The organism is Variovorax sp. 01T432 (assembly GCF_056398605.1).
In genome coordinates this window covers 38,149-62,921 of the sequence record NZ_JBFTPS010000005.1, presented here as the reverse complement: position 1 = coordinate 62,921, position 24,773 = coordinate 38,149, and the positions used below count along the sequence as shown (strand labels likewise).

The following is a 24,773-nucleotide window of genomic DNA, read 5'->3' as shown; positions in this document are numbered from 1 at the left end:
TCGTGCGGGCAAGCGGTGTCCGCGCGGTGACAAAGCCGATCGGGGGAAACGAGCACAGATAATCCGGCCTCCCATGAAGAACATCGTCATCCTGATCTCCGGCGGCGGCTCCAACATGGCGGCCATCGTGCGTGCCGCCGAGCATGGCCGCTGGGCGGCGCGTTTCGGCGCTCGCATCGCGGCGGTCATCAGCAACAAGGCGGATGCCCAGGGATTGGCGTTTGCGCGGGAGCAGGGCATTGCGACCTCGGTGGTCTCGCACAAGGACTTCGAGACGCGCGAGGCTTTCGACGCGGCGCTCGCCGATGCGATCGACCTGCATGCGCCGACCCTGGTTGTGCTTGCGGGCTTCATGCGCATCCTCACGCCGGCTTTCGTCGCGCATTACCAACACCGGCTCATCAATATTCATCCTTCGCTGTTGCCGGCCTTTCCCGGCCTGCGCACCCACCAGCGCGCTCTCGAAGCGGGCTGCCGGGTGGCGGGCGTGACGGTGCACGAGGTAACGGTCGAGCTGGATCATGGTCCGATCCTCGCCCAGGCGGTCGTGCCCGTGATGCCCGATGACACACCCGAGACGCTGTCTGCGCGCGTGCTGGCCCAGGAGCATCGGGTTTACCCTCGAGCGATTGCCGACTGGTTGATGGAAACAAAATGACACAATCCAGCTTTCCGCATTGGAAAGCCGGTTGTGAAAACTTTTCGTCTTCTGCTGCTGGTCATCAGCGTTGCCGCGCCACCGTGCGGACATCGCGCGTCTTCTATTCCAGCCTGACGAAGCGCAATCGTGGGAGGCCTCCGATTTCCACCGTCTCGTCGAACATGGCGGCCGGTCTCACCCACAGTCCGCGGTCGCCGTAGAGCGCGCGATACAGCGTCATCGGCTCCAGGGTCTCGCTGTGGCGCGCGGTCCCCAGTACTTCGTACTCGCCGCCCTTGTAGTGCCGGTAACGGCCCGGTGGTGTCTCGATCAGCGCGGGGAGCCTGTCTTCGTTGGTCATCTCGGTCGGTTCTTTCAAGGGGCTGAGAGGTCTGCATGGATCGAGCGGATTTTGTGCATCTTGTCAGGCTGAGCGAGCACGCCAGCGCGGATGACAGCATTGCCTATCGGCGCGGCGTGGCTGTCTTCGCGGCGTTAGGCTATCTTTGGGTGATTGCCTGCCTGGTGCTCGCCACCGGCATCATCGCCTGGGACCTCGCCGCGATCGCGCAAGGACGCTTCGGCATCGCGCGCGGCTGGCTCCTGCTCTTCTCTCTTGGCTTGCTCTGGGCCACGATGCGCGCACTATGGGTGCGCATCGACGAGCCCGATGGCGTGGCGCTGGAACGCGCGGATGCACCCCAGCTTTTCGAGGCGCTCGACCGCATCCGGAAGAAGATCGACGGGCCGCCGGTGCATCGGGTCTATCTCGACGGCGATTTCAATGCGAGCATCCGCCAACTGCCGCGCTTCGGTCTGTTCGGCGGCGCCGTCAACTACCTGAACGTGGGTCTGCCGCTCCTGATGGCGCTGGACCGGCGTCGCCTGCTATCGGTGCTGGCCCACGAGTACGGCCACCTGCGCGGCGACCATGGCAAGCTCAGCGCATGGATCTATCGCACCCGGCTTTCCTGGCTCAAACTCGACGCGAGCTTTCAACGCAGTGAAGGCGTGATGGCCTTTGCGTCGCAGGCTTTCTTCCGCTGGTACTTTCCGCGCTTCGCCGCCAAGACCTTCGCGCTGGCTCGGCAGGACGAATATGAGGCCGACCGCATCGCGGGCCGCATGCTCGGTACGCGCGTCGCGGCGGCGGCGCTGACGGAGATCGCCATCAAGAGCGCCTGGTACGCCGACAGGTTCTGGTCCGCGCATTGGGCGCGCGCCGCAGATGAGCCGGCACCGGTGGGGCCGTTCGCAGCGATGGGTCTGCAGCTCTGCGCCCCGGTCGCGACGGACTTTGCCCGCGAGGCGTTGCGTGGCGCTCTGCGCTGCGTCAGCGATGTCGACGACACTCACCCGGTGCTGCGTGACCGTCTCGAGGCGCTCGAAGAGAAGGCCCGGATCCCCGCCTGGTCCGAGAAACCGGCGCTCGAACTGCTGGTCGACAAGTCCAAGTGGATCGCCCATTTCGACCAGGAATGGTGCCGGACCCACGCGGGCGACTGGAAGTCTCACCATGCGTACCTCGTGCGCTTGCGGGAGCGCGTCGCGGTGCTTGCGGCGAACACGGATCGCAACAACGCCGAGGAGATGGTCGAATGGGCCGATTGCCTGCGCCGCATCGATGCGGACGCCGACGTGCGCGTCCACTACGAATGCGCGCTTCAATTCACGCCCGACCACCCGGGCGCCTTGCGTGGCTTGGCACAAGTATTGCCGTCCAGGGACCGGGCCGCGCGCCTCCCGGTATTGGAGCGGCTTCACGCGTCGAGCACGGCGAGCCGCTGGTGGGCGGCCAGGGCGGCCGTGACCCTGCTCGAGAATCCAGACGCGGGCCCGTACGACGAGTTGGCGCTCAAGCTTTGGCGCGCACGGGCGAAAGTCGCGGAGGAGGCCGAACAGCGAGCGTGGGAAGAACTCACCACCACGCCCTTTTTCAGCCAGATCGCTCGGCATGACCTGAGCGACTTCGAACTCGGCGAATTGCGAGCCGACCTGGCGCGCAACGCTGCGATCACGCGGGCCTGGCTGGTGCGCAAGAACCTGCGCGAATTCCCTTGGCGCCGCGCCTATGTCTTGTTCGTCGATCTGCCTGCGCTGGGTGACGAGGAGCGCTGGCACCTGTGCCGTCAGATCGAGCAGACTCTTAGCCTGCCGGGCGCCGCCCTCGTGCTGTGGGCGGGGCATTCGCCGACGCTCGATCAAATCGAACGGCAGGCCTTCGGAGCGATCTGGGCGCGCGCGGTCGGCTGAGTGCTTCCGACTGAGACAATGGGGGATGCACCCCAAAGCCTTGCTTGATGCCTGCGCCGATCTCGTCGGCCTTGTCCTGAAATTTGATCACCCTGCCGACCAGGTCGTTTCCCGCTTCTTTCGCGACCATCGCGAGTTCGGGCCGCGCGAACGCGCAACCCTGGCAGAAACCGTCTACACCGTGCTCCGCAAGAAGCTCCTCTTCGACCACCTGTCGCCCTCGGGCAGCGGGCCGAAGGAGCGCCGCATGGCGATTCTGGGCTTTCATGGCCCGCGCGACTTCCTGAAGAGCGCCTTGAATGACACGGAGAAGCGCTGGCTCGACAACTGCGACGCCGTCAGGCAGGACGACCTGCTCGAGCGTCATCGCCACAACCTGCCGGAATGGCTGGTGGCACCGCTGAAGGCCCAATTGGGCGAAGAATTCTGGCCACTCGTGGAAAGCCTCCAGCAGCCGGCTCCGCTCGACCTGCGGGTCAACGCGCTGACCGACAAGCGGCCCGATGTGCAGAAGGAACTCTCGCAGGTCGCCATCAAGTCCGTGGTGACGCCGTTTTCCCCATGGGGCTTGCGAATCGAGGGCAAACCGGCGCTCACCAAGCTCGACGCCTTTGCTCGCGGCGCCGTCGAAGTGCAGGACGAGGGTTCGCAGCTACTGGCCTTGCTGCTCGACGCGAAGCGCGGCGAGATGGTGGTTGACTTCTGTGCCGGCGCGGGTGGGAAGACGCTCGCCATCGGCGCCACGATGCGAAATACCGGCCGGCTCTACGCCTTCGACACTTCGGCGCATCGGCTCGATGCGCTCAAGCCGCGCCTCGCGCGCAGCAAGCTCTCCAATGTGCATCCGGCTGCAATCGCTCACGAGCGGGACGATCGCGTCAAGCGTCTGGCGGGGAAGATCGATCGCGTCCTCGTGGACGCGCCCTGTTCGGGGCTGGGCACCCTGCGGCGCAATCCGGACCTGAAATGGCGCCAGTCGCCCCAGTCGATCCAGGAGCTGACGGCCAAGCAGACGGCGATCCTGCAAAGCGCCGCGCGTCTTTTGAAATCGGGGGGGCGGCTCGTCTATGCGACCTGCAGCATGCTGCCGGAGGAAAACGAAGCCATCGCCGAGGCTTTCAGCGCCGCCAATCCGGATTTCGAAGCCGCGGACGCGGGCGAACTGCTGGAAGGTCTGAAGGTCGCAAAGGCGGAAACGCTGTGTTCTGGGGGTGAATCCGGATTGCGCTACCTGCGACTTTGGCCCCATCGACACGCCACGGACGGCTTCTTTGCGGCCGTATGGAACCGTAAGTAGGTAACAGACTCCAAAGGGGCTGGAAACTTGAGATTTATCAAGGATTTAGGCCCCTTTCGGGGGGCGAACCCTTAAAATCGCTGGTTACCTGAAGGCTGCACCCTCGTGTGGCCATGGAGTATTGAACTCAATGTTGCTTCCTGACTCTGCCGTTCTGAGCGCGGCCCTCGACTGGCTCGGACACGGCTTGTGGGACCTCACGTGGTGGCAAGTCGTGCTGTACACGCTCGTCACCACGCACATCACGATCGCTGCCGTCACGATCTTCCTGCACCGTACGCAGACGCACCGGGCCATGGACCTGGGCCCCATTCCTTCGCATTTCTTCCGCTTCTGGCTCTGGCTGGCCACGGGCATGGTGACGAAGGAGTGGGTTGCGATCCACCGCAAGCACCACGCCAAGTGCGAAACCGAAGAAGACCCGCACAGCCCGCAGGTTCGCGGCATCGACGAAGTGCTCTGGCGCGGCGCCGAGCTCTATCGTGCAGAGTCGAAAAACAAGGAAACGATGGAGCGCTACGGCCACGGCACGCCGGACGACTGGCTCGAACGCAACCTCTACACGCGCTACAGCTGGCAAGGTGTGGGTGTGATGCTCGTGATCAACGTGGCGCTTTTCGGCGTGCTCGGTCTCACCGTGTGGGCCATCCAGATGCTCTGGATCCCGATTACCGCGGCAGGCATCATCAACGGCATCGGCCACTACTGGGGCTACCGCAATTTCGAGGCGCCGGATGCCAGCCGCAATATCTCGCCTTGGGGCTTGATCATCGGTGGCGAGGAATTGCACAACAACCATCACACATACCCGACGTCGGCGAAGTTCTCCGTCAAGAAGTATGAGTTCGACATCGGCTGGATCTACATCAGCATGATGCAGAAGATTGGTTGGGCCAAGGTCAAGAAGGTCCCGCCGAAGCTGCAGCTGGGGGACATCCAGCCTGTGGCCGATGCGAAGACGCTCGAGGCTGTGATCGCCAACCGCTACGAGGTGATGGCCGGCTATGCGCGTGAAATGCGCCGTACCACCAAGGGCGAGTTGGCATTGCTCAAGGCCAGGGGCGCGGACCTTTCGGTTCTGAAGGCGGCCAAGCGCTGGCTGCACCGCGATGACGACAAGGTGCCCGCCGCGGCGCGTTCGCACTTGGTGCAGGCGCGTGCGGCCCATCCGGTGCTCGACAAGATGGTGACGATGCGCGAAGAGCTTCGCCAGCTGTGGCTCAACACCTCTCAGTCACGCGAGCAACTCGCTGCTGATCTGGCTGCCTGGTGTCATCGTGCAGAGGCCAGCGGTATTGCTGGGTTGCGTGAGTTCTCGACCCGCCTGCGCGCTGCGCGCGCTTGACGAAGCATCCTGCATGAATGAAAAGCCGGCTTGCGAGCCGGCTTTTTTGTTGGAGTAATCTGCTTCTTGGTGGACCGCCCAGGCAACAAAAAACCCGCTGGATCTCAGCGGGTTTTTTTGTTTGGAACAGCCGAATTACTTCAGCTTGATTTCCTTGTACTCGACATGTTTGCGCGCCTTCGGGTCGAACTTCATGATCGACATCTTTTCAGGCATCGTCTTCTTGTTCTTGCTGGTCGTGTAGAAATGGCCGGTACCCGCAGTGGATTCCAGCTTGATCTTTTCGCGTCCGCCTTTGCTCGTTGCCATGATTCAGCTCCTTAAGCTTGGCCGCGTGCGCGCAGGTCTGCGAGCACGGCGTCGATGCCGTTCTTGTCGATCAGACGCAAACCTGCGTTGGAAATCCGCAGGCGCACCCAGCGGTTTTCGGTCTCGACCCAGAAACGACGGTATTGCAGGTTCGGCAGGAACCGGCGCTTTGTCTTGTTGTTGGCATGGGAAACATTGTTCCCGACCATCGGGCCCTTGCCCGTTACTTCGCATACGCGTGCCATGTGGACACTCTTTCTTGAACAGCTGGCACCCGGCGCAATGGGAATTGCATGAGGTGGTTTGCAGCTTGACCTCGCCAGAAACGGGTGGCGGTACCCCGGCTTGCCGTCCGACCATGCCCAGTAAGGCAAGCGCTGAATTCGGCAAAGTCTTGGATTATAGCCCCTTGGCCCGAGCCCGCCTCAAAGGGCCGCCGCGCCCGGCCACCCCGCCCGGCAGGGGGTAGGCGGAGCGACACGCAGTGCGCGCAGCCTGGGGGCGAGCAACCTATTCCTGTTCGAGGAAACGCTGTGCGTCGAGCGCGGCCATGCAACCCGTGCCCGCGCTGGTGATGGCCTGACGGTAGACGTGGTCCTGCACATCGCCTGCCGCAAAGACGCCCGGCACGCTGGTCATGGTGGCAAATCCTTGCAGGCCGGCGCGGGTCGTGATGTAGCCGTCCTTCATGTCGACCTGGCCCTTGAAAATGTCCGTGTTCGGGTGGTGCCCGATCGCGATGAAACAACCCTTGAGGTCCAGTTGCTCCGTGGCGCCGGTCTGCGTGTTCTTGAGGCGGATGCCTGTCACGCCCGAATCGTCGCCCAGCACCTCGTCGAGCGTGCTGTGCACCTTGAGTTCGATCTTGCCTTCCCTGGCCTTTTCGTGGAGCTTGTCGATCAGGATCGGCTCGGCCCGGAACTTCTCGCGGCGATGCACCAGCGTGACCTTGCTCGCGATGTTGGAAAGGTACAGGGCCTCCTCGACGGCGGTGTTTCCGCCGCCGATCACGCAGACTTCCTGATCCCGATAGAAGAACCCGTCGCACGTCGCGCAGCCCGAGACGCCGCGGCCCATGAAGTGCTGCTCCGAGTCGAGCCCGAGGTACTTGGCGGAAGCGCCGGTGGCGATCACGAGCGCATCGCAGGTATAAGTGTCGGTGTCGCCGCTCAGCGTGAAGGGGCGCTTGCTCAGATCGACCTTGTTGATGTGATCGAAGACGATCTGCGTCTTGAAGCGCTCTGCATGCTCGAGAAAGCGCTGCATCAGGTCGGGGCCCTGCACACCGTGCACATCGGCAGGCCAGTTGTCGACATCGGTCGTGGTCATGAGTTGGCCGCCTTGGGCGATACCGGTGATCAGCATGGGTTCGAGGTTGGCACGAGCCGCATAGACTGCAGCCGTGTAGCCGGCCGGGCCGGAGCCCAGAATGAGAACCTTGGCGTGGCGTGGGGATGACATGAGTAGAAAACCTAGGATTGGTGCTGCGTCAGCGTGTACATTTTCAGGGTGATAGGTATGGAGTATCACCGTTCGGTTCAAGACCGGGCGTGAGGTGTTTTCAATGCGCGCGATTGTATTAACCCATGAGTCGGGACGTCGCGCGGTATTCGGGGATTGATGAATGTCGATGCTGTCAAATCTTGAATTGCTCCGCCGCGTGCCCTTGTTCGCCGCGCTGACGCCCACGCAGTCCGCGAGCATCGCCGACGCGATCGTCAAGAAGCGCTTCAAGCGTGCCGAGGTCGTGGTGGAACAAGGCAAGAAGTCCGATGCGCTCTACATCATCCTGACCGGACGGGCACGTGTGATGAGCACGGACAGCCGCGGCAGGGAGGTCATTCTCGCGACGCTGCACCCCGGCGACTATGTCGGCGAGATGAGCATGATCGACGACGAGCCGCATTCGGCGACGGTGCGCACGGAGGTCCAGACCGACGTCCTCATGCTCGGCCGCGAGGCCTTTGCGCGCTGCCTGCCCGAGAATTCCTCGATGTCCTACAACATCATGCGGGGCCTGGTTTCGCGCCTGCGCCATGCGGACCGCAAGATCGAATCGCTCGCGCTGATGGACGTCTACGGACGCGTGGCGCGCTCGCTGCTCGAGTTCGCCGTCGACGACGGCGCCGGCAATCTCAAGGTGCGCGACAAGATCTCCCGCCAGGATCTGGCCAAGATGGTCGGGGCCTCGCGTGAAATGGTGAGCCGGGTCATGAAGGACCTCGAGGAGCGCGGATTCGTCCAGACCCAGCCGGACGGTTCGATGATCGTCAAGGAACGACTCTCATCGCTCACCTGATCGTCTGGCCGGCAGCGCCCGAGGGCGCTGGCCTTGATGGCCTTTGTATCGCGGGCCCTGACAACGCGGCCGCGTTCGTTTACGTTGTAGTTTCTGTACGCTACCGGTCCGCTCGTGCGGACTGGCCGTCGTGTATTTCATGACCTACTCGCTCAATACCCTTCAATCGTCCTCATCGGCCGAATCGCAGCCGGTGCGGTTGCGTGCGATGCGCTTCGCGCTCGAGATCACACTCATCGCGGGCTTCGTGGTGCTGCTGTTCTGGCTGCTCGCCATGCTGAGCTTCACCCCCTCCGATTCGGCCTGGTCGACCTCGGGCACCGGGGGCGAAGTCAAGAACTGGGGCGGCCGCATCGGCGCCTGGGTGGCCGACGCCAGCTATTACCTGGCCGGCTATTCGGTCTGGTGGTGCCTGGCGGCGGGCCTGCGGGTCTGGCTGTCTTCGCTGGCCGGCTGGCTGAGGGGCGGTGATCCGCATCCGGTGGAGCAGCCTCCGCGCGGCCGTTTCAATCGCAGCCGGCTCGCATTCTGGTTCGGCCTGATCCTGCTGCTGTGCGCCAGCGCGATGCTGGAGTGGTCGCGGCTCTATCGGCTGGAGTCACACCTTCCGGGCCATGGCGGCGGCGTGCTCGGCTATCTCGTCGGCCCGCCCAGCGTGAAGTGGATGGGGTTCACCGGCTCCGCGCTGATTGCCATCGCGGGCGGCGTCATCGGTTCGGCACTCGTGTTCCGCTTCTCGTGGAGCCAGATTGCCGAGCGCATCGGTTCGCGCCTTTATTCGCTGTTCGAATCGCGCCGTGAAAAACGCGAGATCGCCCAGGACATCGCCATGGGCAAGCAGGCCGTGCGCGAGCGCGAGGAGCTGACTTCCGTGGGATTGGGCAATGACACCGAGTCGCCCGACGAAGAGCTGCGCGTGGTCCCGCGTCCCAAGCGTCGCGCGCCGTCGCCACCGGTTCAGATCGAGCCCGCCCTCGCCGAGGTGCCCCGCAGCGATCGCGTGGCCAAGGAGCGCCAGAAGCCGCTGTTCCGCGAGTTGCCCGACAGCAAGCTGCCCCAGGTCGATCTGCTCGATGCCGCCCAGTTGCGCCAGGAAACAGTTTCGCCGGATACGCTCGAGATGACCTCGCGCCTGATCGAGAAGAAGCTCAAGGACTTCGGCGTCGAGGTGCGGGTGGTGCTCGCTTCCCCCGGTCCGGTGATCACGCGCTACGAGATCGAGCCGGCCACGGGCGTCAAGGGCTCGCAGATCGTCGGCCTCGCCAAGGATCTGGCGCGCTCACTGTCGCTGGTGTCCATCCGCGTGGTCGAGACGATTCCAGGCAAGAACTACATGGCCCTCGAGCTGCCGAATGCCAAGCGGCAGTCGATCAAGCTCAGCGAGATCCTCGGCTCGCAGATCTACAACGAGGGCAAGTCGATGCTCACCATGGGCCTCGGCAAGGACATCGTCGGCAACCCCGTCGTGGCCGACCTCGCGAAGATGCCGCATGTGCTGGTGGCAGGTACCACGGGCTCCGGGAAATCGGTCGGTATCAACGCAATGATCCTGAGCCTGCTCTACAAGGCCGAGGCACGCGACGTGCGCCTGCTGATGATCGACCCGAAGATGCTCGAAATGTCGGTCTACGAAGGCATCCCGCATCTGCTGGCGCCCGTCGTCACCGATATGCGCCAGGCGGCCCATGGTCTCAACTGGTGCGTGGCCGAGATGGAGCGCCGCTACAAGCTCATGAGCAAGCTGGGCGTGCGCAACCTGGCAGGCTACAACGTCAAAATCGACGAGGCGAAGGCGCGCGAGGAGTTCATCTACAACCCGTTCAGCCTCACGCCCGACAGCCCCGAGCCGCTGCGGCGCGAGCCGCACATCGTCGTCGTGATCGACGAGCTGGCCGACCTGATGATGGTGGTCGGCAAGAAGATCGAAGAGCTGATCGCCCGGCTGGCGCAGAAGGCGCGCGCCGCCGGCATCCATCTAATCCTGGCGACGCAGCGGCCCAGCGTCGACGTGATCACCGGCCTCATCAAGGCCAACATCCCGACCCGTATCGCGTTCCAGGTGTCGAGCAAGATCGACTCGCGCACCATCCTCGACCAGATGGGCGCGGAGGCGCTGCTCGGCATGGGCGACATGCTCTACATGCCCAGCGGCACCGGCCTGCCCGTGCGCGTGCATGGCGCCTTCGTGAGCGACGAGGAAGTGCACCGTGTCGTCGCCTACCTCAAGTCACAAGGGGAGCCGGACTACATCGAAGGCGTGCTCGAAGGTGGCACCGTGGATGGCGACGGCGAACTGTCGGGCGAGGGTGGCGGCGAAGGCGGCGAGAAGGACCCGATGTACGACCAGGCGGTCGAAGTCGTGCTCAAGAACCGCAAGGCCAGCATTTCGCTGGTCCAGCGCCACTTGAAGATCGGCTACAACCGCGCCGCTCGACTGGTCGAGGACATGGAGAACGCCGGGCTGGTGAGCGCCATGAGCGGCAGTGGCCAACGCGAAATTCTGGTGCCTGCGCGCACCGAGTGATCGGATCCGGGATGTCGATGAAGAAGTTGTGGATGGGTGCCTGCCTGGCGGTGGCGATGGGCAGCGCATGGGCCGGCGGTCTGGAAAGTCTGGAGACCTTCGTCAAGACGGTCAAGTCGGGCCGTGCCGAATTCACCCAGACCGTGACGGCGCCGCCGAAGGATGGCCAGGATTCCCGGCCCAAGGTCTCGGCCGGCACCTTCGAATTCCAGCGCGCCGGCAAATTCAGGTTCGACTACAAGAAGCCCTTTGTCCAGAGCATCGTCGCCGATGGTGAAACCCTCTCGCTCTACGACGCCGATCTGAACCAGGTCACGCAGCGCAAGCAGGCGCAGGCGCTGGGCTCCACGCCGGCGGCGCTGATCGCCGCCGCGCCCGATCTGCGCGCCTTGCAGGCCGACTTCACGCTCGAAGCCGTCCCTGAGCGTGATGGCCTGCAGTGGGTCAAGGCCAGTCCCAAGAGCAAGGATGGCCAGTTGCAGAGCGTCCTCGTCGGCTTTCAGGGCGACGCACTCGCCGCCCTGGAGATCCTCGACAGCTTCGGCCAGCGCTCGGTGCTGAAGTTCAGCAAGGTCGAAGTGAATCCGGCCCTTCCCTCCAGCACCTTCGTCTTCAAGCCGCCCGCCGGCGCCGATGTCATCCGGCAATAGCCCTGTGCAGTCGCCGAGCCAGCCGATGGCCGGCCGATGAAACCGCGGTCCCGATCCCGCGACTTAGGATGCGGGGCGAAACTACCGCTCTCCGATGGCAAGCTCCCACCAACCCCTCGCCGAACGCCTGCGCCCCAAGACCCTGGGCGAGGTCATCGGCCAGCAGCACCTGCTGGGCCCCGGCATGCCCCTGCGCATCGCCTTCGAGTCGGGCCAGCCGCATTCATGCATCCTCTGGGGCCCGCCGGGCGTCGGCAAGACCACCATCGCGCGCCTGATGGCCGATGCCTTCGATGCGCAATTCCTCAGCATCAGCGCGGTGCTCGGGGGCGTGAAGGACATCCGCGAAGCGGTCGAGCGCGCGACCGCCGCCCGTGACGGGCTCGAACAGCGCCGCACCATCGTCTTCGTCGATGAGGTGCACCGCTTCAACAAGAGCCAGCAGGATGCCTTCCTGCCCCACGTCGAGTCGGGTCTCTTCACCTTCATCGGTGCGACCACCGAGAACCCGTCGTTCGAGGTGAATTCGGCGCTGCTGTCGAGGGCGGCCGTGTACGTGCTGCAGCCGCTGGGCGAAGACGATCTCAAGCAGATCGTGGCCCGGGCGCAGGAGATCAAGGCCGTGCCCGCGGTCGAACAGGGCGCCATCGACCGGCTCGTCGCCTATGCCGACGGCGACGCGCGGCGTCTCCTCAACACCCTCGAAACCCTGTCCGTCGCGGCCGGCGCCGAGAAGCTGGACAACATCACCGACGCGTGGCTGATGCGCGTCCTGGGCGAGCGCATGCGCCGCTACGACAAGGGCGGCGAGCAGTTCTACGACACCATCTCCGCGCTGCACAAATCCGTGCGCGGCAGCGATCCCGATGCGGCGCTCTACTGGTTCGTGCGCATGCTCGATGGAGGCGCCGACCCGCGCTACATGGCGCGCCGGCTGGTGCGCATGGCCAGCGAAGACATCGGCCTGGCCGACCCCCGCGCGCTGCGGCTGGCGCTCGATGCCGCCGAAGTCTACGAGCGCCTGGGCAGCCCCGAGGGCGAACTCGCCCTCGCCGAATGCGTCATCTACCTGGCCATCGCGCCCAAGTCGAACGCCGTCTACAAGGCCTACAACGAGGTCAAGGCGCTGATCAAGTCCAACGGCACGCGCCCGGTGCCCATGCATCTGCGCAATGCGCCTACCCAGCTCATGAAGCAGCTCGACTACGGCAAGGGCTACCGCTACGCCCACGACGAGGAGGGCGGCTTCGCGGCGGGCGAGAACTACATGCCCGAAGGACTGGCGCCACAGCCTTTCTATCGCCCTGTCGAGCGCGGCCTCGAAATCCGCATCGCCGAGAAGCTGCGCGAATTGCGAAAGCGCAACAACGAGGCAACCGAGTAGAAGAGTTACCTGTGTCGAGGGACCCATACGCGATTGCGTCTTCCCTGTACCGGCTTGCGCAACCGCCGAATTGCGCCGTCACACCAGCGGGAAAACCCCGTCGTCTCGGCCCTCTGAATGCCCTTCCGGCGTGACTACAATCCCGCCCACAAACCCGCCGTCGACACATGCTGGCGGGTTTTTTGCTAAGTGAAGCCGGGGCGCCAATTCAGTGCACCCGGTTAGCCAGATGCCTCTCAAGGGCGTCATACAAAAAGGGATTCTCGTTATGGACATCTTGCTGCAGCAGATCATCAACGGTCTGGTTCTCGGCAGCATGTACGCCTTGATAGCCTTGGGCTATACCATGGTGTACGGCATCATCAACCTCATCAATTTCGCGCACGGAGAGGTGCTCATGGTCGGCGCGCTGACCAGCTGGAGCATCATCGGCCTCATGCAGGAGTCGATGCCGGGGACACCCGGCTGGCTCATCCTGATCATCTCGCTGATCATTGCCTGCATCGTCGCGGCCACGCTCAACTTCATCATCGAGAAGGTGGCCTACCGGCCGCTGCGCAACAGCCCCAAGCTGGCCCCGCTCATCACCGCCATCGGCATGTCGATCCTGCTGCAGACCCTGGCGATGATCATCTGGAAGCCCACCAACAAGGCCTACCCGAACCTGCTGTCGACCACGCCCATCCACGTGGGCGGCGCGGTGATCTCGCCGACACAGGTCATGATCCTCAGCGTCACGGCCTTCTGCCTCGTCATCCTGATGTGGCTGGTCAACTACACCAAGCTCGGTCGCGCCATGCGCGCCACCGCCGAGAACCCGCGCGTCGCCGCGCTGATGGGCATCCGGCCCGACATGGTCATTTCCGCCACCTTCATCATCGGCGCCGTGCTGGCGGCGGTCGCCGGCGTCATGTACGCCTCCAACTACGGCATCGCGCAGCATGCGATGGGTTTCATCCCCGGTCTCAAGGCCTTCACCGCGGCCGTGTTCGGCGGTATCGGCAACCTCGCGGGCGCGGTGGTCGGCGGCATCCTGCTGGGGCTGATCGAAGCCATCGGCTCGGGCTACATCGGCGCCATGACGGGCGACGTGCTCGGCAGCAACTACAGCGACATCTTCGCGTTCATCGTCCTGATCGCCATGCTCACCCTGCGTCCTTCGGGACTGCTCGGCGAGCGCGTCGCGGACCGCGCCTGAGGAGCACGCCATGAAGAACAGCAAGAACATCGCCTTCTTCCTGCTCGCGGCCGTTGCGCTGCTGGTGCTGCCCCTGCTGCTGCAAAGCCAGGGCAACGCGTGGGTGCGCATCGCCGACATCGCGCTGCTCTACGTGCTGCTGGCACTGGGCCTCAACATCGTGGTCGGCTACGCCGGCCTGCTCGACCTGGGCTACGTGGCCTTCTTCGCCATCGGCGCATACCTTTACGCGCTGCTGAGCTCGCCGCACCTGAGCGAGGCTTTCCCGGCCTTCAAGGCCATGTTTCCCAACGGGCTGCACAGCTCGCTGCTGCTCGTGATCCCGGCCGCGCTGGGGCTGGCCGCCCTGTTCGGCGCGCTGCTGGGGGCGCCCACCCTGAAGTTGCGCGGCGACTACCTCGCCATCGTGACGCTCGGCTTCGGCGAGATCATCCGCGTGTTCCTGAACAACCTGGACTACCCGATCAACATCACGAACGGGCCCAAGGGCATCACGGCCATCGACCCCATTCACTTCTGGGGTCTCAACCTCGGCAAGGCGCTCAAGATCGGCGACTACACGATCTCGTCGGTGACGCTGTACTACTACCTGTTCCTGGCGCTCGTGCTGTGCACCATCGTCATTTCGCACCGGCTGCAGATCTCGCGCATCGGCCGGGCCTGGATGGCCATCCGCGAAGACGAGATCGCCGCCAAGGCCATGGGCATCAACACCCGCAACATGAAGCTGCTGGCCTTCGGCATGGGCGCGAGCTTCGGCGGCGTCTCGGGCTCGATGTTCGCGGCCTTCCAGGGCTTCGTGTCGCCCGAGTCCTTCGCCCTGAGCGAGTCGGTGATGATCGTTGCCATGGTGGTGCTGGGCGGCATCGGGCACCTGCCGGGGGTGATCCTCGGCGCGGTGCTCCTTTCCGCGCTGCCCGAGGTGCTGCGCTACGTCGCCGGGCCGCTGCAGTCCCTCACGGACGGGCGCCTCGACGCTTCCATCCTGCGCCAGCTGTTCATCGCGCTGGCGATGATCATCATCATGCTGGTGCGTCCGCGCGGCCTCTGGCCGTCGCCGGAGCATGGCAAGTCCCTCGCGCGCAAGGGTGTCGCGCCCGCATCCGGCATGCCCGCCGCGGCGCCGGGCATCGAGGTTCCGTCCGACGAGCTGCCGGGTGCCGCATCGCGTCCGATGTCGATCAATCCGTGAGCGGGAAGACCGGAACATGACTGACACCATCCTCAACGTCCAGGGCATCTCCAAGCGCTTCGGTGGCTTGCAGGCCCTCTCCGATGTCGGCCTCAAGATCATGCGCGGCCAGGTCTACGGGCTGATCGGACCCAACGGCGCCGGCAAGACAACCTTCTTCAACGTCATCACCGGGCTCTACACGCCCGACAGCGGAACCTTCGAGCTGGCCGGCAAGGCCTACCAGCCCACGGCCGTGCACGAGGTCGCCAAGGCCGGCATCGCGCGCACATTCCAGAACATCCGGCTCTTCTCGGAGATGACGGCACTGGAGAACGTGATGGTGGGGCGCCACATCCGCACGCATTCGGGCTTGTTCGGCGCCATCCTGCGCACCGGCAGCTTCAAGGCGGAAGAGGCGGCGATCACCAAGCGCGCGCATGAATTGCTGGACTACGTCGGCATCGGCAAGTTCGCCGACTACAAGGCCCGAACCCTGAGCTACGGCGACCAGCGCCGCCTCGAAATCGCGCGTGCCCTGGCGACCGATCCGCAGCTCATCGCGCTCGACGAGCCCGCCGCGGGCATGAACGCGACGGAGAAGGTCCTGCTGCGCGAGCTGATCGACCGCATCCGCAAGGACGACCGCACCATCCTGCTGATCGAGCACGACGTGAAGCTCGTGATGGGCCTGTGCGACCGCGTCACCGTGCTCGACTATGGCAAGCAGATCGCCGAGGGAACCCCCGCGGACGTGCAGAGAAACGAAAAGGTGATCGAGGCCTACCTCGGCACGGGAGCGCATTGAGATGGCACAGACTCTTTTGAAAGTCACCGGCCTCAAGGTCGCCTACGGCGGCATCCAGGCCGTCAAGGGCATCGACTTCGAAGTCCATGAGGGCGAACTGGTGTCCCTGATCGGCTCGAACGGCGCCGGCAAGACCACCACGATGAAGGCCATCACCGGCACGCAGCCCTTCCTGGGCGGTAACATCGAGTTCCTCGGCAAGAGCATCAAGGGCCGCGGCGCCTGGGATCTCGTCGCCGAAGGGCTGGTGATGGTGCCCGAGGGCCGTGGCGTGTTCACGCGCATGACAATCACGGAGAACCTGCAGATCGGCGCCTACATCCGCAAGGACAAGGCCGAGATCGCGAAGGACATCGAGCGCGTGTTCGCGACCTTCCCGCGCTTGAAAGAGCGTGCGACGCAACTCGCGGGCACCATGTCGGGCGGCGAGCAGCAGATGCTCGCGATGGGCCGCGCGCTGATGGCGCGCCCCAAGGTGCTCCTGCTCGACGAGCCGTCGATGGGGCTGTCGCCGATCATGGTCGACAAGATCTTTGAGGTGGTGAAGCAGGTGTACGACCAAGGCGTCACCGTGCTGCTGGTCGAGCAGAACGCCAGCCGCGCCCTGCAGCTGGCCGATCGCGGCTATGTGATGGAGTCGGGCCTGATCACCATGAGCGGCGATGCCAAGGTGATGCTGAAGGACCCGAAGGTCCGAGCCGCCTACCTGGGCGAATAAGGCAACCGGCCCCGGCGGCCGTTCTCCTAATCGACCTGGGCTCCCGTCGCCTTGACGACCCTCTCGTATTTCGCGAGTTCGCTCTTCATGAATGCGCCGAACTGCTCCGGCGTGCTGGCGACGGGCTCGGCCAGCAGCGAGGCGAAGCGGGTCTTCGTCTCCGGCGCGCTGAGCGCCTCGACGAAGGCCTGATTGAGCCTGGCCACGACGTTGGGGGGCGTTCCGGCGGGCGCCACCAGGCCCCACCAGGTGTCGATCGAAAAGCCCTTGAGCGTGGCGGCCACTGTCGGTACTTCCGGCAGCGCCGGGCTGCGCTGCGCGGTGGTCACGGCGATGGCCTTCAGCTTGCCCGAGCGGATGTTCGGCGCGGCGGTCGCGAGGTTGTCGAAGTTGAAATCGACCTGGCCCGACAACAGCGCCAGCTGCGCCGGATTGCCGCCGTTGTAAGGGATGTGCACGGCGAAGATGCCCGCTTCCTTCTTGAACATCTCGCCCGCCAGGTGCCCCGCGCTGCCGTTGCCGCCGCTGCCGTAGTTGAGCTTGCCCGGGTGAGCCTTGCCGTAGGCGATCAGCTCGGCCACCGTGTCGATCTTCAGGCGCTGCGCGACCTCGGCGTTCATCACGAGGACATTGGGCACGCGAACCATCTGCGTGATGGGCGCGAAATCCGTCGCGGCGTTGAAGGGCATCTTGCCGTAGAGCCAGGGATTGACCGCGTTCGTCGCCGTCGCGGCAATGCCGATCGTGAGTCCGTCGGGCGCCGCCTTGGCCACCAGGTCGGCACCGATGTTGCCGCCGGCCCCCGGCTTGTTGTCGATGATGACGGGGCCGAGCGAATCCTTGACGCGTTCGGCAAGGATGCGTGCCGTCGTGTCGATGGGGCCGCCGGCCGCGTAGGGGACGATGAGGCGGATGGGACGCTGCTGGGCCTGCGCCTGCGCCGCCGCGAGGAGGGCGCTTGCGCCGAGGAGGCTCAGGATGAATTGTCTTGTCTTCATGTTCTTGCTCGTTCCTTGTTGTTGATGAGTCGCGGGCCTTTCGGCATCCCCCGCCGGCGATCAAGGCAAGGCCTTGTCCGCCTCCGTCGTGAAGGCGTCGGCGAAGAACTCCTCCTCGGGCAGCACGCGCTGCGTCACGTAGTCCTTCTTCGCGGAGTCCACGACCACCGGCGCCCCGCAGGCGTAGACCTGGAAGCCCGACAGATCCGCGAAGTCCTCCATCACCGCTCGATGCACGAAGCCGTTGCGCCCGCGCCAGTCGTCCTCCGGCACCGCGTTCGACACCACCGGCACGTAGCGCAGGTTGGGCATCTCCGCGAGTTGCGCGCGCACCCAGTCGTCCATGTAGAGATCCTCCGGCCGCCGCCCGCCCCAATACAGGGTGGCGGGCCGCTCGATGCCCTTGAACTTCATGTGCTCCAGCAGCGCCTTGATCGGCGCGAAGCCGGTGCCCGAGGCCAGCAGCACCATCGGCTTGTGCGATTCCTCCCGCAGGAAGAAGCTGCCGTACGGCCCCTCGATGCGAAGGATCTCCTTCTCCTTCATCGTCCCGAACACATGGTCGGTGAACTTCCCGCCGGGCAGATGCCGGATGTGCAGCTCGATGCCCGTGCCGGGCTCCTGCAGCGTATGCGGCGCGTTCGCCATCGAATAGCTGCGCCGGGTGCCGTCGCGCAGGATGAATTCGATGTATTGCCCCGCGTGGAACTGCAGCGGCTCGCCGGCCGGCAGCTGCAGTCGCAACATGATCACGTCGTGCGATTTCCTGCCGAGCGCCAGCACCCGCGCGGGCATCTTGCGGATGGGGAAGGCGCCGGCCTCGGTCACCTGGCGCGATTCCAGCACCACGTCGCTCTCGGGCCGCGCGCAGCAGGTCAGCACGTACCCGGCCAGTTCTTCCTCGGCGCTGAGCGCCTTGCTCTGGTGCAGGCCGAGTGTCACGACGCCCGAGAGCTTCTTGCATTTGCAGGAGCCGCAGGCGCCGTCCTTGCAGCCGTAAGGCAGGCCGATGCCTTGGCGAATACCGGCCGCGAGGATGGTTTCATCGGCATGGGCGGTGAAATGGCGTCCGCTCGGCTCTACCGTGATGTGAAAACCCGCCTCGTCTGGGGCTGCGCTGGTCATGGTTATTCTTCGACTCTGCTTCAAGAAAAGGGAAATGGATTTTGCCCTCAATCAACAGCCCTCTCGGCGCGCGGCCCGCGCGCTTTCGCCGCGAGCGCATTCTCCTGGTCGGATGCGGCGATATCGGCCTGCGGGCGGCGCGCGCCCTGCGGGGCCGGGTTCAGCTGATCGCCGTGACTTCCTCGCCTGAGCGCGTTCCCCTGCTGCGGCGTGCCGGCCTCACCCCGATCATGGCCGACCTTGACGCGCCCGCGACCCTGCGTCGCCTCTCCGGCCTGGCCACGCGCGTGCTGCACCTGGCGCCCCCCGCGCGCGTGGAAGAGGGACAGTGGTGGCGCGACGCGCGCACCACCGCCCTGGCGCGCGCGCTGCGGCTTCGTGCGCTGCCCTCCGCGATGGTCTACGGCTCGACCAGCGGCGTCTACGGCGACTGCGGCGGCGCGCGCATCCAGGAGACGCGCGCGGTGCGCCCCGACACGCCGCGCGCGCACCGCCGCGTCGATGCCGAGCGCGCGGTCCGCTGGCTCGGCCGCGCGGGCGTGGCCACGCGCATCCTGCGCATCCCGGGCATCTACGCCCCCGACCGCGAGGGCGGCACGCCGCGCGAACGGCTCGTGAAGGGCACGCCCGTGCTGCGCGCGGAAGATGATGTCTACACCAACCATATCCATGCCGACGACCTCGCGCGGGCCTGCGTCATCGCGCTCTGGCGCGGCGGCCCGCAGCGGGTCTTTCATGTGAACGACGACAGCGAGATCAAGATGGGCGACTACATCGACCTCGCCGCCGACCTGTATGGGCTGCCACGGCCACCGCGCGTCGCGCGCGAGCAGGCCCAGGCGCAGCTGCCGCTGTCGCTGCTCAGCTTCATGGGCGAATCGCGGCGCATGGACAACACGCGGCTCAAGCGCGAGCTGCGCCTGCGGCTGCGTCACCCGACGGTGGCAACGGGTTTGCGGCCCGTGGCTTGAAGGGCAGAATCGGATCTCGAACAAGAAAACAGGGATCCAACGCATGCCGACCACCCAGCTTTCCGTCTACTTCTTTCTCCAGGTCGCCGTGATCATCGGCGTCTGCCAGTTCGTGGGCCGGCTGGCCCGGAAGCTCGGCCAGCCACAGGTCGTCGGGGAAATGATCGCGGGCGTGATGCTCGGCCCTTCGCTCCTCGGGCTTCTGTTTCCCGACATGCAGCGCGCCCTGTTCCCCAAGGAGACCTTGGGCATGCTCTATGTGGGCGGCCAGCTCGGCGTGGGCATGTACATGTTCCTGGTCGGCACCGAGTTCCGTGCCGATCATTTCAAGAGCCGCTTTCGCAGCGCCGCGTCGGTGTCGGCGGCGGGCATCGTCGTGCCCTTCGTGCTCGCCTTCGCGCTGGTGCCCTGGCTGCACGAGATTCCCGGGCTTTTCGCGGAGCGGGCCCGGCCGCTCGAAGCCTCGCTGTTCCTTGGCGCGGCCATTGCCATCACCGCCTTTCCGATGCTCGCGCGGATCATCCATGAGCGCGGGCTGGCCGGTACCTCGCTGGGCACGCTCGCACTGACGGCGGGCGCGGTCGACGATGCCGCCGCGTGGTGCATCCTGGCCATCGTCCTGGCCAGCTTCGGCGGTTCCTGGGGCGGGGCCTATGCCGCGATCGGAGGCGGGATCACCTACGCGCTCTTCATGGTGTTCATCGGCTCGCGCCTGCTCCAGCGGCTGGCCCGGCATGTGCGCCCCGACGCGCCCCTGAGCTCCACGGTGCTGGCCGTCGTGCTCGTGCTCTTCTGCCTGAGCGCGTTCGCGATGGACGCCATCGGCATCCACGCCGTCTTCGGCGGCTTCCTGCTGGGGGCCGCGTTGCCGCGCGGCGCATTGACGCAGAAGCTGCGCGAACAGCTGCAGCCTTTCGTCGTCATCTTCCTGCTGCCGCTGTTCTTCACCTACTCGGGGCTCAACACGCGCATGGCGGTGCTGATGGAGCCGGGCATCCTGCTCGGCGCGGTCGCGATCCTCGCCGCATCGTTCTGCGGCAAGGGCATCGCCTGCTGGGCCGCGGCGCGCGCATCGGGCGAGCCGCAACGCGACGCGCTCGCGATCGGGGCGCTGATGAACGCGCGAGGATTGATGGAGCTCATCATCATCAACATCGGCCTGCAGGCGGGGGTGATCATGCCGGGCCTGTTCTCGATTCTGGTGTTGATGGCGATCCTCACGACCCTGATGGCGACGCCGCTTTTCAACTGGGTGACGCGCGAGCGTCGCGGGCGGGGCGCTGTCGAGGCGCCGGTCTGAGGCAGCGGGCGCTCAGCCGAACAGCTTGCCCAGCGCGGCCATCTCCGCCGCCGCGGCCTGTTGCGTCGCATCGAGCTGCTTGCCCGCATCCTGCGCATTGCGCTGATCCTTGGCGAATTGCGCGCTGACGTCGTCGAGCTGTGCCTTCAATGCGGCGTCGCTGTCGATCAGCCGCTTGACCACCGCCGTCTTCAACGCCGCGCCCACGTCGGCCTTGTCAGCGGCCAGCTGATCGGCGCCGGCCTTCACGCGTGCCGCCGAAGCCTTGAAGCCGGCCTCCAGATCGCTGGCGAAGTCCGCGAAGGCGCCGCCGTCCAGCGTGCTGCTGCCGGGCACGTCGAGGCCCGGCGCGTCGGGCAGCAAAAGCACGGCACCCGATTGGAGCTGCGTGAAATCGGCTTGCGGATTGAGCCGCTTCAGGCGCTCGATCGAGGCGGCGCTGTCGCCCGGGGGCGCATTGAGCTTCGCGGTCAGCGACTGCAGGCTGGCGGGCTGGAGAACGATGAGGCGCATGATGAAGGCTCCACGAAGCTGGGGAGGGTCGCGTGCTCAGGCGACGAGGTTGAGGGGGATCATCTCCGGCTTGAGCGGCGCGGCGATCGAACTGGTCGTGATGTTGCCGATGGCCGTCACGGCGGCGTTCTGCGGCGAGATGGTCATCGACGGCTTGCCGCCGCGCACGCGGTTGGCGCTGACCACCGCCACGGGTGAGGCCAGGCGCACCGCATCGATGTTTTGATTGGCGCGCAGTTCGCAGCGGTTGTCGCAGAACATCAGGTCGCCGCTTGCGCTCACGTCGACCGCCGGCGTGCGGCCGCGCGCGATCAGCGTGTTGCCGATCAGCGAGGCGCTCGCGCCGCGCACCACCACCGCACCGGCGGCGTCGACCGCGGTGGCGCCTGCGTCCACCCAGGCGCGGCTGCCTGAAAGCACCAGCGTGCGCGAGTCGTCCAGGCGCAAGGCCGTGAAGTCCGCCGCGCGCGACAGGACCCGTTCCTTCGCATTCGGTTCGTCGATCACCACCGCGAGCCAGTTGTCGGGGCTGGATTGTTCGCTCGGCTGGGCGTCGCGCTCCACATGGTTGTGCGACATGGCGGTCTGCGCATAGGGCGCGCGCAGCATGATGCCGGCCGCGCTGCCGCCGAACTCGCCCACCGGGCCGATCTCCGTCACTTCGTTGCCGCCGATGCGCGAGCGCTTCAGCGCGGTGGCAAAGATCCCCGCGATGAGCTGCTTGCCCTGCTTCGCATTCACGCCGACCTGCCGCACCGTGTTGCCCGCGATGGTCGCGGACTCGGTGCGCGTGACGCTGATGCCGGCCATCACCGGCCCGATGGCGGCGTCCGTCTGGTCGCTGCCGATCGCGCGCAGATGGTTGCTGGCGATCGAGAGCGAGCCGGAGCGCGCGCTGTCGATCATCACGATGCCGTTGCCGCAGCTCTCGATGATGTTCTGCTCGATCAGCAGGTCCAGTGCCGGTGCCTGCACCAGGATGCCCGCATCCGGAAAGCCATCGATCTGGTTGGCGAGCAACTGGCACTGGTCGCTGCCGCTCGGGTCCAGCCCGACCGTCAGGCTCACGCCCGCGCCGGTCGGCAGCCTGTCACCCTGGCGCGCGGCGCTCAGCTTGTTGGCCTCGATCCACGCGCCGTCCACGCCGCAGCGGATGCCCGGCCCGTTCACGCTCAGGCTGTTGCCGGTGATGCGCAGGGTCGCGGCCGGCAGCGCCAGCCCGAGCATGCCGATGCCTTGCGTGCGGCAGCCCAGCAGCTGATTGCCGTCCACGCGCGAATCGTAGAGGTGGGCGACGCTGCCCGTCATCGTCACGCCCGTGCGCGGACACCACAGCACGTTGCCCGCGATCCGCAGCATGGCCGTGACCAGGAAGCCCGGCGCCTTGTCGTCGGCCGGCTCGCCGGCTCGGATGCCGTCGGGCGCGATGATGAGGTTGTCGGTGATCGACACGCCCGCGGCCACGCCGGTGAGGGCGATCGCCGCGCCGCGCGCATCGCTGACGCCGAGCACCGCGATCACCAGCTGCCGCAGCGCGAGCCCCATGACGCTGCGCACGCTGACGGCCGACAGCTGCCCGAGCGACACCAGCGTCATTTCTTCCAGCGCGATCGCGGCGCTGCGCTCGATCACGAAGGCGCCGCCGGGCGAGGTGATGATCGTCGCCGGGCCCTGGCCCGCCACGCGCACCGATCGCGCGCCCGTGATGCGCACCGGCTCGGCCAGCGTGTACTGGCCCGCATGCAGGCAGACCGTGCCGCCGGTGTCGCGCACACGGTCGACCGCGCCCTGGATCGTGAGCTGCCCGCTGGCGTGGGATTCGGGCGTGACGCAGGCCGTGCATGCGCAGTCGCCGCCCCCCGCCTGCGGCGGCCAGGGATGGCGGCAGTCGCTGACCGTTCCCGCCGCCACGTCCCAGAAGCCCAGGCGCGCGTAGTGGTGATGAATTCCGCGCGGCGGCGCGCGATCAAGCAGCTCGACAGAGGCGTCCGCCGTGCGCGCCGCGAACTCCCAGTGGTCGCCACTGCGAAAGCCCGGTGCGCCGGTGGAAGCGAACTGCACCGTCGCGCCGTTCTCGAGCAGCAGCGTGGTGCCCGCGGCGGGCACCGCGATCAGGCCGGTCGAGCCGCTCGCGTCGAGGTCCTGCACCTGCACCGGCTTGCCGCCCGCGCCGGTGCGGAAGACCAGGCCCTTCTGGTCCCAGCGCCGCACGCGCAAGTGGCGCGCCTTCGGGACATCGCTGTTCGGGAATGCCGGCGGCAGCATGGCCACCGGCAGCGCGGGCACGAAGCTGATGCGCCGGGTCGCGTCGTCGACGGTGACGCGGCGCATCTCGCCCGGCGCCTGAGAGAGCTCGCGCACGTCGTCCGTGATCTCCACCCAGTCGCCGGTGCTGATGCGCAGCACGTCGTCGCGGCCGAGCGTCTCCAGTTCGAGCTGGGTCGCCGACACCATGCTCGCCACGTCGCTGCCGACGCTGGCGTTCTCGCGCGACCACTTGAAGCTCGCGGTGCCGCCGGGCAGGCCGGCGTCGTGGATCTCGACGCGGTAGAGCTGGTTCTCCAGGCCGCGGTAGCCGCCGGTGGGCGGCAGCTCGCAGGGGTCGTCCACGGCGGCGACGTCGTAGGTGCCGGTCGTGAGCACGCCGGTGGAGGGCGCGATGAGCGTGCTCCAGCCCGGGATGTCGCCATCGGGCGATGCGCAGCCGCCCGAGCCCGCGCCATCGGCGAGCACGCGCACCTGCCAGACCGTCTGCCGGCGCGAGCTGGTCTCCACGCCCACCGCGCTTTCGACCAGCGCGGGCTGTTCGAGGCGCGTGAGTTCGCGGTCCCAGACGTCGAGGTAGACCAGATGCACGCCGGCCGTCGGAAGGGCCGGCGCATCGGGCAGGCAAGGCTGCGCGGCGTAGGCGATCGGCTGGGTGAACACGGCCTCCGCCATCAGGTCGTCGAAGGCGCGCTGCGCATCCTGGTCCGACGCGGCGCCGTGGTTCTCGGCCAGCATGCCGTCGACATACATCCGCCCCCGGCCGATCTGCAGCGCGCCGGCCACGGCCGTGATCTTGAAGGCGTCCGGCGTGGTCGAGGACACCGTCGCGCGGCCCAGCGTGTCGCTGGCGAGCGCGCGCAGCCGCCGGTCGAGGATCGCCACCAGCTCGTTGGCATCGGCGTCCAGCAGCACGCCGCCCTGCTTGAGTTCGACGCCCGCGTAGTCGAGCAGCGGGTTCAAGCGCACTCTGGAAAGATCGGCACCCATGGCGTGTCTCCGGAA

Annotated in this window: 22 protein-coding genes; 14 read left to right on the top strand and 8 right to left on the bottom strand. The window is 66.2% G+C overall.

Annotated features, from left to right (window positions below):
- Window positions 1-73: 73 nt before the first annotated feature.
- Entirely contained in the window at window positions 74-658 is a 585-nt protein-coding gene (gene purN, locus AC1DNF_RS05290) for a phosphoribosylglycinamide formyltransferase (protein ID WP_478147503.1), read from the top strand.
- Between the two features lie 103 nt (window positions 659-761).
- Here the strand turns inward: purN and AC1DNF_RS05285 are convergent, their stop codons facing one another.
- Window positions 762-1,001 carry a DUF1653 domain-containing protein gene (locus tag AC1DNF_RS05285; protein WP_478147781.1) on the bottom strand — a complete coding sequence of 80 codons (240 nt, stop codon included), beginning with the start codon at window positions 999-1,001 and terminating at the stop codon, window positions 762-764.
- A 35-nt stretch (window positions 1,002-1,036) separates the two neighbouring features.
- Between AC1DNF_RS05285 and AC1DNF_RS05280 the strand changes: the two genes are divergently transcribed.
- The 3 genes from AC1DNF_RS05280 to AC1DNF_RS05270 all read left to right on the top strand — a co-directional run bounded on the left by AC1DNF_RS05280 (window position 1,037) and on the right by AC1DNF_RS05270 (window position 5,535).
- Window positions 1,037-2,893: a M48 family metallopeptidase gene (locus AC1DNF_RS05280; RefSeq protein WP_478147502.1), complete on the top strand. Its 1,857-nt coding sequence runs from the start codon at window positions 1,037-1,039 to the stop codon at window positions 2,891-2,893.
- Window positions 2,894-2,918: 25 nt separating this feature from the next.
- Window positions 2,919-4,190 carry an RsmB/NOP family class I SAM-dependent RNA methyltransferase gene (locus tag AC1DNF_RS05275; RefSeq protein ID WP_478147780.1) on the top strand — a complete coding sequence of 424 codons (1,272 nt, stop codon included), beginning with the start codon at window positions 2,919-2,921 and terminating at the stop codon, window positions 4,188-4,190.
- 130 nt (window positions 4,191-4,320) lie between these two features.
- The gene (locus tag AC1DNF_RS05270; protein ID WP_478147501.1) at window positions 4,321-5,535 is read left to right on the top strand and encodes a DesA family fatty acid desaturase; all 1,215 of its coding nucleotides are present in this window, start codon (window positions 4,321-4,323) and stop codon (window positions 5,533-5,535) included.
- Between the two features lie 135 nt (window positions 5,536-5,670).
- On the opposite strand, the gene rpmG is transcribed toward AC1DNF_RS05270, so the two are convergent.
- The 3 genes from rpmG to trxB form a co-directional block, all read right to left on the bottom strand.
- Window positions 5,671-5,844: a 50S ribosomal protein L33 gene (gene rpmG / locus AC1DNF_RS05265; RefSeq protein WP_007830291.1), complete on the bottom strand. Its 174-nt coding sequence runs from the start codon at window positions 5,842-5,844 to the stop codon at window positions 5,671-5,673.
- A gap of 11 nt (window positions 5,845-5,855) precedes the next feature.
- Complete coding sequence (rpmB, locus tag AC1DNF_RS05260) at window positions 5,856-6,089, bottom strand: 50S ribosomal protein L28 (RefSeq protein WP_478147500.1); 234 nt, start codon at window positions 6,087-6,089, stop codon at window positions 5,856-5,858.
- Between the two features lie 265 nt (window positions 6,090-6,354).
- Window positions 6,355-7,305, bottom strand: a complete 951-nt coding sequence (trxB, locus tag AC1DNF_RS05255) for a thioredoxin-disulfide reductase (RefSeq protein ID WP_478147499.1) — start codon at window positions 7,303-7,305, stop codon at window positions 6,355-6,357.
- A gap of 163 nt (window positions 7,306-7,468) precedes the next feature.
- On the opposite strand from trxB, the gene AC1DNF_RS05250 reads away from it, so the two are divergent.
- The 8 genes from AC1DNF_RS05250 (at window position 7,469) to AC1DNF_RS05215 (ending at window position 16,596) form a co-directional block, all read left to right on the top strand.
- Complete coding sequence (locus tag AC1DNF_RS05250) at window positions 7,469-8,143, top strand: Crp/Fnr family transcriptional regulator (protein WP_478147498.1); 675 nt, start codon at window positions 7,469-7,471, stop codon at window positions 8,141-8,143.
- Window positions 8,144-8,282: 139 nt separating this feature from the next.
- The gene (locus tag AC1DNF_RS05245; RefSeq protein ID WP_478147779.1) at window positions 8,283-10,667 is read left to right on the top strand and encodes a DNA translocase FtsK; all 2,385 of its coding nucleotides are present in this window, start codon (window positions 8,283-8,285) and stop codon (window positions 10,665-10,667) included.
- A 17-nt stretch (window positions 10,668-10,684) separates the two neighbouring features.
- Window positions 10,685-11,317 carry an outer membrane lipoprotein periplasmic chaperone LolA gene (lolA, locus tag AC1DNF_RS05240; protein WP_478147497.1) on the top strand — a complete coding sequence of 211 codons (633 nt, stop codon included), beginning with the start codon at window positions 10,685-10,687 and terminating at the stop codon, window positions 11,315-11,317.
- 94 nt (window positions 11,318-11,411) lie between these two features.
- The gene (locus AC1DNF_RS05235; protein WP_478147496.1) at window positions 11,412-12,701 is read left to right on the top strand and encodes a replication-associated recombination protein A; all 1,290 of its coding nucleotides are present in this window, start codon (window positions 11,412-11,414) and stop codon (window positions 12,699-12,701) included.
- Window positions 12,702-12,969: 268 nt separating this feature from the next.
- A complete protein-coding gene (locus AC1DNF_RS05230; RefSeq protein ID WP_478147495.1) occupies window positions 12,970-13,899 on the top strand; it encodes a branched-chain amino acid ABC transporter permease in 930 nt (309 codons plus the stop codon).
- A gap of 10 nt (window positions 13,900-13,909) precedes the next feature.
- The gene (locus AC1DNF_RS05225; protein ID WP_478147494.1) at window positions 13,910-15,091 is read left to right on the top strand and encodes a branched-chain amino acid ABC transporter permease; all 1,182 of its coding nucleotides are present in this window, start codon (window positions 13,910-13,912) and stop codon (window positions 15,089-15,091) included.
- 16 nt (window positions 15,092-15,107) lie between these two features.
- Window positions 15,108-15,878 (top strand): ABC transporter ATP-binding protein, encoded by a 771-nt coding sequence (locus AC1DNF_RS05220; RefSeq protein ID WP_478147493.1) that lies wholly within the window; start codon window positions 15,108-15,110, stop codon window positions 15,876-15,878.
- A gap of 1 nt (window position 15,879) precedes the next feature.
- Window positions 15,880-16,596 carry an ABC transporter ATP-binding protein gene (locus tag AC1DNF_RS05215; protein WP_478147492.1) on the top strand — a complete coding sequence of 239 codons (717 nt, stop codon included), beginning with the start codon at window positions 15,880-15,882 and terminating at the stop codon, window positions 16,594-16,596.
- 26 nt (window positions 16,597-16,622) lie between these two features.
- On the opposite strand, the gene AC1DNF_RS05210 is transcribed toward AC1DNF_RS05215, so the two are convergent.
- Both AC1DNF_RS05210 and AC1DNF_RS05205 read right to left on the bottom strand, forming a co-directional pair.
- A complete protein-coding gene (locus AC1DNF_RS05210) occupies window positions 16,623-17,594 on the bottom strand; it encodes a Bug family tripartite tricarboxylate transporter substrate binding protein (RefSeq protein ID WP_478147491.1) in 972 nt (323 codons plus the stop codon).
- 60 nt (window positions 17,595-17,654) lie between these two features.
- Window positions 17,655-18,719, bottom strand: a complete 1,065-nt coding sequence (locus AC1DNF_RS05205; RefSeq protein ID WP_478147490.1) for a CDP-6-deoxy-delta-3,4-glucoseen reductase — start codon at window positions 18,717-18,719, stop codon at window positions 17,655-17,657.
- Window positions 18,720-18,760: 41 nt separating this feature from the next.
- Between AC1DNF_RS05205 and AC1DNF_RS05200 the strand changes: the two genes are divergently transcribed.
- Window positions 18,761-19,690 carry an NAD-dependent epimerase/dehydratase family protein gene (locus AC1DNF_RS05200; RefSeq protein WP_478147489.1) on the top strand — a complete coding sequence of 310 codons (930 nt, stop codon included), beginning with the start codon at window positions 18,761-18,763 and terminating at the stop codon, window positions 19,688-19,690.
- Window positions 19,691-19,733: 43 nt separating this feature from the next.
- Window positions 19,734-20,990, top strand: a complete 1,257-nt coding sequence (locus tag AC1DNF_RS05195; protein WP_478147488.1) for a cation:proton antiporter — start codon at window positions 19,734-19,736, stop codon at window positions 20,988-20,990.
- 12 nt (window positions 20,991-21,002) lie between these two features.
- Here the strand turns inward: AC1DNF_RS05195 and AC1DNF_RS05190 are convergent, their stop codons facing one another.
- Both AC1DNF_RS05190 and AC1DNF_RS05185 read right to left on the bottom strand, forming a co-directional pair.
- The gene (locus AC1DNF_RS05190; protein WP_478147487.1) at window positions 21,003-21,503 is read right to left on the bottom strand and encodes a hypothetical protein; all 501 of its coding nucleotides are present in this window, start codon (window positions 21,501-21,503) and stop codon (window positions 21,003-21,005) included.
- 36 nt (window positions 21,504-21,539) lie between these two features.
- Window positions 21,540-24,758, bottom strand: coding sequence for a DUF6519 domain-containing protein (locus tag AC1DNF_RS05185; protein ID WP_478147486.1), 3,219 nt, complete (start codon window positions 24,756-24,758; stop codon window positions 21,540-21,542).
- Window positions 24,759-24,773 lie beyond the last annotated feature (15 nt).

Coding starts and splice junctions, on each gene's coding strand:
- purN (WP_478147503.1), top strand. CDS start 74: ATGAAGAACATCGTCATCCTGATCTCCGGCGGCGGCTCCAACATGGCG.
- AC1DNF_RS05285 (WP_478147781.1), bottom strand. CDS start 1,001: ATGACCAACGAAGACAGGCTCCCCGCGCTGATCGAGACACCACCGGGC.
- AC1DNF_RS05280 (WP_478147502.1), top strand. CDS start 1,037: ATGGATCGAGCGGATTTTGTGCATCTTGTCAGGCTGAGCGAGCACGCC.
- AC1DNF_RS05275 (WP_478147780.1), top strand. CDS start 2,919: ATGCACCCCAAAGCCTTGCTTGATGCCTGCGCCGATCTCGTCGGCCTT.
- AC1DNF_RS05270 (WP_478147501.1), top strand. CDS start 4,321: ATGTTGCTTCCTGACTCTGCCGTTCTGAGCGCGGCCCTCGACTGGCTC.
- rpmG (WP_007830291.1), bottom strand. CDS start 5,844: ATGGCAACGAGCAAAGGCGGACGCGAAAAGATCAAGCTGGAATCCACT.
- rpmB (WP_478147500.1), bottom strand. CDS start 6,089: ATGGCACGCGTATGCGAAGTAACGGGCAAGGGCCCGATGGTCGGGAAC.
- trxB (WP_478147499.1), bottom strand. CDS start 7,305: ATGTCATCCCCACGCCACGCCAAGGTTCTCATTCTGGGCTCCGGCCCG.
- AC1DNF_RS05250 (WP_478147498.1), top strand. CDS start 7,469: ATGTCGATGCTGTCAAATCTTGAATTGCTCCGCCGCGTGCCCTTGTTC.
- AC1DNF_RS05245 (WP_478147779.1), top strand. CDS start 8,283: ATGACCTACTCGCTCAATACCCTTCAATCGTCCTCATCGGCCGAATCG.
- lolA (WP_478147497.1), top strand. CDS start 10,685: ATGAAGAAGTTGTGGATGGGTGCCTGCCTGGCGGTGGCGATGGGCAGC.
- AC1DNF_RS05235 (WP_478147496.1), top strand. CDS start 11,412: ATGGCAAGCTCCCACCAACCCCTCGCCGAACGCCTGCGCCCCAAGACC.
- AC1DNF_RS05230 (WP_478147495.1), top strand. CDS start 12,970: ATGGACATCTTGCTGCAGCAGATCATCAACGGTCTGGTTCTCGGCAGC.
- AC1DNF_RS05225 (WP_478147494.1), top strand. CDS start 13,910: ATGAAGAACAGCAAGAACATCGCCTTCTTCCTGCTCGCGGCCGTTGCG.
- AC1DNF_RS05220 (WP_478147493.1), top strand. CDS start 15,108: ATGACTGACACCATCCTCAACGTCCAGGGCATCTCCAAGCGCTTCGGT.
- AC1DNF_RS05215 (WP_478147492.1), top strand. CDS start 15,880: ATGGCACAGACTCTTTTGAAAGTCACCGGCCTCAAGGTCGCCTACGGC.
- AC1DNF_RS05210 (WP_478147491.1), bottom strand. CDS start 17,594: ATGAAGACAAGACAATTCATCCTGAGCCTCCTCGGCGCAAGCGCCCTC.
- AC1DNF_RS05205 (WP_478147490.1), bottom strand. CDS start 18,719: ATGACCAGCGCAGCCCCAGACGAGGCGGGTTTTCACATCACGGTAGAG.
- AC1DNF_RS05195 (WP_478147488.1), top strand. CDS start 19,734: ATGCCGACCACCCAGCTTTCCGTCTACTTCTTTCTCCAGGTCGCCGTG.
- AC1DNF_RS05190 (WP_478147487.1), bottom strand. CDS start 21,503: ATGCGCCTCATCGTTCTCCAGCCCGCCAGCCTGCAGTCGCTGACCGCG.
- AC1DNF_RS05185 (WP_478147486.1), bottom strand. CDS start 24,758: ATGGGTGCCGATCTTTCCAGAGTGCGCTTGAACCCGCTGCTCGACTAC.